Origin of the sequence: Proteus sp. G4380 (genome assembly GCF_963885725.1) — a bacterium.
GTDB lineage: Bacteria > Pseudomonadota > Gammaproteobacteria > Enterobacterales > Enterobacteriaceae > Proteus > Proteus mirabilis.
Genome location: NZ_CAWPAV010000084.1, coordinates 26,499 through 34,812 on the forward strand (window position 1 = coordinate 26,499; position 8,314 = coordinate 34,812).

Below are 8,314 nucleotides of genomic sequence, written 5' to 3' on the forward strand. Positions count from 1 at the left end.
AAAATGACACATTAAGAGGTTATTAACATGGATTTTAGATTGAATGATGAGCAGGAACTGTTTGTTGACGGTGTCCGCGAATTAATGGCCAGTGAAAACTGGGAAGCTTATTTCGCACAGTGTGATCGCGAAAGTAAATACCCAGAGCGTTTTGTTAAGGCCTTAGCGGATATGGAAATTGACAATCTGCTTATCCCTGAAGAGCACGGTGGTTTAAATGCCGGATTTGTTACTGTTGCCGCAATTTGGATGGAATTAGGTCGTTTAGGCGCGCCAACCTATGTGCTCTATCAATTACCGGGGGGATTTAACACCGTATTGCGTGAAGGAACTCAAGAACAAATCGACAAAATCATGGCGTTTCGTGGTACAGGCAAACAGATGTGGAACTCAGCGATCACTGAACCAGGAGCCGGCTCTGATGTGGGTAGCTTACAAACCACTTATACCCGTAAAAATGGCAAAGTTTATCTCAACGGTAGCAAATGCTTTATCACCAGTAGTGCTTATACCCCTTATATCGTCGTGATGAGTCGTGATGCGGCTTCCCCTGATAAACCCATCTTTACCGAATGGTTTGTCGATATGAGTAAACCCGGCATTAAAGTCACTAAGTTAGAAAAACTGGGTTTACGTATGGATAGCTGCTGTGAAATCACCTTCGACAACGTTGAACTTGAAGAAAAAGATATGTTTGGTCGCGAAGGTAACGGCTTTAACCGTGTGAAAGAAGAGTTTGATCATGAGCGTTTCTTAGTGGCACTGACTAACTATGGTACCGCCATGTGTGCGTTTGAAGATGCGGCGCGCTACGCCAACCAACGGGTTCAATTTGGTGAGACTATCGGTCGCTTCCAACTTATTCAAGAAAAATTCGCCCATATGGCGATCAAACTCAATTCAATGCGCAACATGTTATATGAAACTGCATGGAAAAGTGACAATGGCTTAATTACCTCCGGTGATGCTGCAATGTGTAAATACTTCTGTGCGAATGCAGCCTTTGAAGTGGTTGATAGTGCGATGCAAGTGCTGGGTGGTGTGGGGATCGCAGGTGAACACCGTATTGCACGTTTTTGGCGTGATCTACGCGTTGACCGTGTATCTGGTGGCTCTGATGAAATGCAGATCCTGACATTAGGACGCGCTGTACTCAAACAGTATCGTTAATTAATCGCAGAGCACTCTCTTAACATCGAGTGAGGGAGTGTTCAAACAGTCCACTGACGAGGTGACATTATGACAGAACATTTACCCATGCCACAATTTGGGCCACTAGCTGGAGTTCGTGTGGTGTTTTCAGGTATTGAGATTGCCGGGCCATTTGCAGGACAGATGTTTGCAGAGTGGGGTGCAGAGGTCATTTGGATTGAAAACGTTGCATGGGCGGATACCATTCGTGTTCAACCCCATTATCCACAGCTTTCCCGTCGCAATCTACATGCTTTATCGTTAAATATTTTCAAAGACGAAGGCCGTGATGCTTTCCTAAAATTAATGGAAACCACGGATATTTTTATCGAAGCCAGCAAAGGTCCTGCCTTTGCCCGTCGCGGTATTACCGATGAGGTTTTATGGGAGCATAACCCTAAATTGGTTATCGCGCACTTATCCGGCTTTGGTCAATATGGCGATCCGCAATATACCAACCTTCCAGCCTACAACACTATTGCTCAAGCATTTAGTGGCTATCTCATTCAAAACGGCGATAAAGACCAACCTATGCCCGCTTTTCCTTATACCGCTGACTATTTCTCTGGTATGACGGCAACCACCTCAGCATTAGCGGCACTGTACAAAGTGCAACAAACGGGCAAAGGGGAAAGTATTGATATTGCAATGTATGAAGTGATGTTGCGAATGGGGCAATACTTCATGATGGACTATTTTAATGGCGGAGAAATCTGTCCACGAATGACCAAAGGCAAAGATCCATACTATGCCGGCTGTGGCTTATACCGTTGCCAAGATGGTTATATCGTGATGGAAGTGGTCGGCATCACTCAAATTGAAGAAATTTTTAAAGATATTGGTCTTGCTCATCTATTAGGTACTCCTGAAGTCCCCAAAGGGACACAACTGATCCACCGTATTAATTGCCCTCATGGTCAACTCTTTGAAGATAAATTAGATGAATGGCTAGCCAACCAGCCTATTACCGCCGTACTAAAACGCCTATCTGAACTCAATATTGCCAGTGCAAAAGTGTTAACCATTCCTGAATTAGAAGGCAATCCACAATACGTGGCTCGAGAGTCAATTACTCAATGGAAAACGATGAGTGGTGAAACCTGTAAGGGACCAAATATCATGCCGAAATTCAAAAATAATCCAGGAAAAATCTGGCGTGGTATGCCTGCTCACGGCATGGATACCAATGCGATTTTGAAAAATATCGGTTATAGCGACGAACAAATTAGGGAGCTAGTCGATAAAGGGCTAGCTAAAATCGTAGAGTAAATACCGTTAGACTCAGGTACAAGTGGCACTATCCCACAATACCTGAGCTTACGGCAAAAGCATGGGATAACAGTTTAATGGATGTGATTGGCAGACAACACTTACGGCAAATGTGGGATGATTTAGCTGAAGTTTATGATAAAAAAACAGCGCTAATTTTTGAATCTGCACAAGGGAAAGTCAGACAATTTAGCTACAGTGAATTAAATGAAGAGATCAACAGAGCCGCAAATCTTTTTCATGCCTGTGGTATAAAAAAAGGCGACCATGTTGCCTTACATCTTGATAACTGCCCAGAATTTTTCTTTTGCTGGTTTGGACTGGCAAAAATTGGCGCTATTATGGTGCCCATTAATGCCCGCTTTATGTATGAAGAGAGTGCTTGGATCATTAACCATTGCCAAGCACACTTTGTGGTAACAAGTGATAATTTCTCTCCAATTTACCAACCGATGTTGCACGATAAGCACTCTCCTTTAACGCAACTGTTTTTAATAACAGAAAACTGTCTCCCTACTGAACAAGGGGTTGTTGATTTTTTAAGTGAAAAAGCCAAGCATCCCGTTACACTTAATCATCACACCCCATTAAGTGTGGATGACACGGCTGAAATCCTTTTTACCTCAGGAACTACTTCACAACCCAAAGGAGTAGTTATTACGCATTATAATTTACGTTTTGCTGGCTACTACTCCTCATGGCAGAACGCCTTACGGGAAGATGATATCTATCTTACCGTCATGCCTGCTTTTCATATCGATTGTCAGTGTACCGCATCACTTCCTGCTTTTTCTGTCGGTGCCACATTTGTACTACTGGAAAAATACAGTGCAAGAGCCTTCTGGAAGCAAATTCTCAAATACCAAGCAACGGTAACAGAATGCATACCTATGATGATGCGCACCTTAATGGCACAACCAATCTCACCAGATGAAAAGCAACATAAACTGCGCGAAGTGATGTTTTACCTCAATCTTGCAGATGAAGAGAAAGACGCCTTTATTGAACGATTTAATGTGCGATTACTCACCTCTTACGGCATGACAGAAACCATTGTTGGCTTAATCGGTGACAGACCTGGCGATAAACGCCGCTGGCCATCTATTGGTAGACCGGGATTTTGTTATCAAGCGCAAATTCGCGACAAACAAAATCAACAAGTTCCTAACGGTGTAGTCGGTGAGATCTGCGTCAAAGGTGAAGCGGGAAAAACCTTATTTAAAGAGTATTACAATCGCCCCGATGCAACAGAAAAAGCGCTAGAGCCTGATGGCTGGTTACACACGGGTGACTATGGTTATCAAGATGACGAAGGCTTTTTCTATTTTGTTGATCGCAGTTGCAACATGATCAAACGCGGTGGTGAAAACGTCTCTTGTATTGAAATTGAAAATATCATCGCATCACATCCTAAAATCCAAGATGTAGCAGTAATTGGTGTACCTGATGATATTCGCGATGAAGCCATTAAAGCCTTTGTGGTACTGGTTGACGGTGAAACGTTAAGTGAAGAAGCCTTTTTCGCCTTTTGTGAACAGAATATGGCGAAATTTAAAGTGCCTTCCGCCGTTGAGTTTAAACAGGGGTTACCACGTAATTGCTCGGGCAAAGTGATCAAAAAGCATTTGCAATAAGCCATAAGTGGGTTTTCGTGACAGTTAATTATAACTGCTTATTTTTATTGAAAAAGGAATATGACATGAGCCAATCATTACATCTAACAACACGTGGTTCAGTGCTTGAAATTATATTAGATAGACCGAAAGCCAATGCAATTGATGCCAAAACCAGTCATGAAATGGGTGAGGTATTTATGCGTTTTCGTGATGATCCTAGTTTACGCGTTGCCATTATTACAGGTGCTGGCGAACGATTCTTTTGTGCCGGTTGGGATTTGAAAGCCGCAGCTGAAGGAGAAGCCCCTGATGCAGACTTTGGTGCTGGTGGCTTTGCGGGCTTAACGGAATTATTTGATCTTAATAAACCTGTCATTGCTGCCATTAACGGCTATGCTTTTGGGGGTGGCTTTGAATTAGCACTGGCAGCCGACATGATAATTTGTTCAGACAATGCTTCTTTTGCCTTGCCAGAAGCACAATTAGGTATTGTTCCTGACAGTGGCGGTGTTTTACGTTTACCTAAACGCTTACCTCCTGCAATTGTCAATGAAATGCTCATGACTGGCCGTCGTATGAATGCACAAGAGGCGCTACGCTGGGGCATTGCTAACCGCGTTGTCAGTGCGACTGAACTGATGGATAGCGCCCGTGAATTAGCCGATCAAATCGCCAACAGTGCGCCACTTGCAGTCGCTGCATTAAAAGAGATCTACCGTGCCACTAGCGAGCTTTCGATTGAAGAAGGCTACAAATTAATGCGCAGTGGTGTTCTAAAATATTACCCACGTGTTTTACATTCAGAAGATGCACTCGAAGGCCCGCTAGCCTTTGCCGAAAAACGCTCACCTGAATGGAAAGGACGATAATTATCACTTGAATTGATAATACAACTAAGAGGAAAACTGATGAGTATCTATGCATTTGAAGGTGTTATTCCTGTTGTTCATCCAACAGCTTACATTCACCCATCAGCAGTACTAATTGGCGATGTCATTATTGGTGCTGGTGTTTATATTGGCCCTTTGGCTTCATTACGGGGTGATTATGGCCGTTTAATTGTTGAAGCAGGCGCAAATCTTCAAGATGGCTGTGTTATGCATGGCTATACGGATATGGATACCATTGTGCAAGAAAATGGTCATATTGGTCATGGTGCTATTCTTCACAGTTGTATTATCGGTCGTGATAGCCTAGTCGGTATGAATAGCGTGATTATGGATGGTGCGATCATTGGTGAGGAAAGTATTGTTGCCGCCATGAGCTTTGTGAAAGCGGGCTTTCAAGGACAGGCGCGACAAATGTTAATGGGAAGCCCAGCAAAACATGTACGTGATATTAGCGAGCAAGATATGCAGTGGAAACGTATGAATACTCGTGAATATCAAGATCTCACTGTTCGTTGTCGTCAAAGCTTAGTAGAAACGACACCATTAACAGCCCCTGAAGCTAATCGTCCTCGTTTAAGGGGCACGACAGAGGTAAAACCTAAAGGTCAATAAGCCAACAGCGACAGGCACAACAAACGCCTGTCGTATTGCTTTATTTTAACACTCGGCTATCAATTAACGCCGTTGTGATTTTGACAACATCCATTGCCATTTTTGTTGGTGATTCAGCCCATGAGGGATCATAGCTGCTAATTTCTCTGGGGCGCTTAAACGACTTTTACTTTGCGTATGACCTTTTAAACGAGAGTAAAGAGCAGGATCAATATGACTGACTTTGATCATCCGTTGGCATTGGCACCCTCTTCCTTCCAATTGATTAGGAACGCTTTTGGTTTCACACTCAATCTCTTTTACATCAGAAAGAATATAAGAAACGATATTAATCGCATTACATTGGGGGATATCAAAATTTTTAGCGATCTCTTTCGCACTCACCCAGCGTTGTTGCTCTTGAACCCAGTCTGCAATTAACAAATAGAGTGGTTTATTTATGTCTTCTTCACACATATTTACTCCAACAATATTACAAATCAAAGTTTATTTATCTCTAAATAAAGATAATAACTATATGTTAATTTTATTTAACCGCGGAGTATCGGCTTTCCCTGTTAATTCATTCAGTTAGTTATTTAAAAATAAATAATATTTTGTATATCATTAACAACCAAACTCTTTAATTAACACATTAATTACAATTTATTTTGTTGTTATTAAATATAAAATAACACTAATAAAAATAAATAAAATCAACTTACTGAGTTTACAGTAAGAACGGACAAAAAGAATAAAAGAACATGATAAAAGTGTTTATAAACAACAAAATAGCATAAAAATATTATATTATTAATCCATTAAAATGCTAAGGTTATAGTAATAGATTTATTTTTAGATTACCACAAAGGCAACTTATTGTTAGATATAAATCAATAATTGATTAAATTACACCTTGTCCGCGTATACGATAATTTAGCAGAGAATAATCTTACTTTAAAAACACAAATCGATATAATAAATTATTATTGCGCAATTTAATCAGATAATATTTCTACAATATAGTACAATGCTCAGCATTCTATTCTTTTTAAATAGTCTAATTCATCAGTAGAGTTTTTATTTAATATAGACAGAAAAATTGAATAAGAATAATATTTATTTTACCTATGATTATTATTTTATTGGCGCCATTAACATTAAATAGCGCCAAATAACAAACACAATAAAATCATTACAATGATTGGCGATTAAAGGCTAATGACCAATCATCAGTAAATTTATTAATCGCATCATCGACTACGGGTGAACGGATAATAGAGTAGGCAAGCTCTATCGGAAGTGTTACAGCCGAAGCGCCAGACAACAGACAATCAATCACTTGGCGTGGTGTTTTAAAACTAGCTGCCAGTATTTTAGTGGGTAAATTATGCATGGAAATCAGCGTTTGCAACTCTCTTACTACTCTCACACCATCAGAGCCTTGTCTATCCATACGATGCACATAAGGAGCGATATAATCAGCCCCTGCTAACGCCGCCATCAACCCTTGAGACACACTGTAAATAGCAGTCCCCAATACCAACATATTTTTTTGCTTTAATTGTTTAATAGCAACCAAGCCAGCTTCAGTGACGGGAATTTTAATCACAGTATTATCGGCAATATTACCAATGCGCAATGCTTCTTCAATCATGGTATCGATATCACGGGCAATTACCTGCGCAAATACCCGCCCCTTACCGCCCATAGCGGCTTTTAATTCAGGTAATAGCGTTTCAATGGGCTGCGCTGATTGAGCAATAATAGAAGGATTGGTAGTGACACCAGCAATAGGAAGCACTTGTGAAAGTTTTCTCACTTCTTCAATATCTGCGGTATCTAAATAGATTTCCATAATCGCGCCTCAATGATGTTGGTTTTAAGCTAAATAATTATAGGTATAGATTAGAAAGTAGCATTGTGAGCGAAGAATTTCTAGTAGAACAGATGAAAATAGCGCCATTTTCACGGCGCTAACAATTAAACAAAAAATAACCGTTATATTTATTTAATCCTTATCATTAATATAATTTTTTGCTATTAAGTATAGCCTCGATCTTAATAGTATTAAGATTAATAGCATGACTAAAATAATTATTTAAATAAAATATAGCGAGTTATTTTTTAAATTCAGCATCAATAACTTGATAAAAAGCATTACCCGTATCAGCAATATCCCAAACACCTAAAATAATTTGATAACCAGAACGTTCTGGTATATTACAATTTAATGTTACGGTTTCTGTGGGTATTTTCCCATTATCATTTCGTTGGCAAAAAGGTGTTAAATCAAAATCAGCACGGGTCAATGGTTTATTAACATCCCACCCTGGTTTTGTAATAAAGAAGCGCCATGATTCAGTGCTATGTTTTGCAGTTAATGTCCACTTAAAAGTATTTTCGCCACTTTTCATTGCCACTTTATGCCAGCGATCTGCACTTTGTGCATTTAAAGCAGAAAAAGTTGCCTTTCCACCACTGGCAATTTCACCATCTGCAGGACCACCTTTAGGGAATCCTTTATCCCCTTCAATGGATTGCGGTTCATACTGTATCGGACCACAATTTTTATTTAAATTCCCCCCTTTGGATGAACAAAGAAAAGCTCTGCTGGGTGGAATATCAATATAGCCATGCTTTAATGTCACCTCAGCTGATGCTGTTGAAATAATACCTGCAGATGATAATAATAATGTTGCAGTAAATAGCATAAGTTTATTTTTCTTCATAATAAATCCTCAATAATAATTAAAT

8 protein-coding genes are annotated in these 8,314 nt (G+C 40.1%); 5 read left to right on the plus strand and 3 right to left on the minus strand.

Annotation, left to right across the window (positions count from 1 at the left end; genetic code table 11):
• Positions 1 to 27 precede the first annotated feature (27 nt).
• The 5 genes from caiA to caiE all read left to right on the plus strand — a co-directional run bounded on the left by caiA (position 28) and on the right by caiE (position 5,578).
• Positions 28 to 1,170, plus strand: coding sequence for a crotonobetainyl-CoA dehydrogenase (gene caiA, locus AACU98_RS06880; RefSeq protein WP_004245793.1), 1,143 nt, complete (start codon positions 28 to 30; stop codon positions 1,168 to 1,170).
• 69 nt (positions 1,171 to 1,239) lie between these two features.
• Entirely contained in the window at positions 1,240 to 2,460 is a 1,221-nt protein-coding gene (caiB, locus tag AACU98_RS06885; protein ID WP_004245794.1) for an L-carnitine CoA-transferase, read from the plus strand.
• A 77-nt stretch (positions 2,461 to 2,537) separates the two neighbouring features.
• A complete protein-coding gene (gene caiC, locus AACU98_RS06890; protein ID WP_161735735.1) occupies positions 2,538 to 4,094 on the plus strand; it encodes a crotonobetaine/carnitine-CoA ligase in 1,557 nt (518 codons plus the stop codon).
• Positions 4,095 to 4,159: 65 nt separating this feature from the next.
• On the plus strand, positions 4,160 to 4,945 hold the full coding sequence (gene caiD, locus AACU98_RS06895) for a crotonobetainyl-CoA hydratase (protein ID WP_012368456.1): 786 nt from the start codon (positions 4,160 to 4,162) through the stop codon (positions 4,943 to 4,945).
• 39 nt (positions 4,946 to 4,984) lie between these two features.
• Positions 4,985 to 5,578 carry a carnitine operon protein CaiE gene (gene caiE, locus AACU98_RS06900; protein ID WP_161735737.1) on the plus strand — a complete coding sequence of 198 codons (594 nt, stop codon included), beginning with the start codon at positions 4,985 to 4,987 and terminating at the stop codon, positions 5,576 to 5,578.
• 63 nt (positions 5,579 to 5,641) lie between these two features.
• On the opposite strand, the gene caiF is transcribed toward caiE, so the two are convergent.
• The 3 genes from caiF to AACU98_RS06915 all read right to left on the minus strand — a co-directional run bounded on the left by caiF (position 5,642) and on the right by AACU98_RS06915 (position 8,289).
• On the minus strand, positions 5,642 to 6,034 hold the full coding sequence (caiF, locus tag AACU98_RS06905; protein WP_004250151.1) for a carnitine metabolism transcriptional regulator CaiF: 393 nt from the start codon (positions 6,032 to 6,034) through the stop codon (positions 5,642 to 5,644).
• 718 nt (positions 6,035 to 6,752) lie between these two features.
• Positions 6,753 to 7,415: a fructose-6-phosphate aldolase gene (gene fsa, locus AACU98_RS06910; protein ID WP_161735739.1), complete on the minus strand. Its 663-nt coding sequence runs from the start codon at positions 7,413 to 7,415 to the stop codon at positions 6,753 to 6,755.
• Between the two features lie 262 nt (positions 7,416 to 7,677).
• Positions 7,678 to 8,289, minus strand: a complete 612-nt coding sequence (locus AACU98_RS06915; RefSeq protein WP_004245800.1) for a lytic polysaccharide monooxygenase — start codon at positions 8,287 to 8,289, stop codon at positions 7,678 to 7,680.
• Positions 8,290 to 8,314: the final 25 nt, after the last annotated feature.

What these genes read in the sequence shown, in the direction of transcription:
- AACU98_RS06915 (WP_004245800.1), bottom strand. Translation starts at nt 8,289, where the DNA reads ATGAAGAAAAATAAACTTATGCTATTTACTGCAACATTATTATTATCA.
- caiF (WP_004250151.1), bottom strand. Translation starts at nt 6,034, where the DNA reads ATGTGTGAAGAAGACATAAATAAACCACTCTATTTGTTAATTGCAGAC.
- fsa (WP_161735739.1), bottom strand. Translation starts at nt 7,415, where the DNA reads ATGGAAATCTATTTAGATACCGCAGATATTGAAGAAGTGAGAAAACTT.
- caiC (WP_161735735.1), top strand. Translation starts at nt 2,538, where the DNA reads ATGGATGTGATTGGCAGACAACACTTACGGCAAATGTGGGATGATTTA.
- caiB (WP_004245794.1), top strand. Translation starts at nt 1,240, where the DNA reads ATGACAGAACATTTACCCATGCCACAATTTGGGCCACTAGCTGGAGTT.
- caiE (WP_161735737.1), top strand. Translation starts at nt 4,985, where the DNA reads ATGAGTATCTATGCATTTGAAGGTGTTATTCCTGTTGTTCATCCAACA.
- caiD (WP_012368456.1), top strand. Translation starts at nt 4,160, where the DNA reads ATGAGCCAATCATTACATCTAACAACACGTGGTTCAGTGCTTGAAATT.
- caiA (WP_004245793.1), top strand. Translation starts at nt 28, where the DNA reads ATGGATTTTAGATTGAATGATGAGCAGGAACTGTTTGTTGACGGTGTC.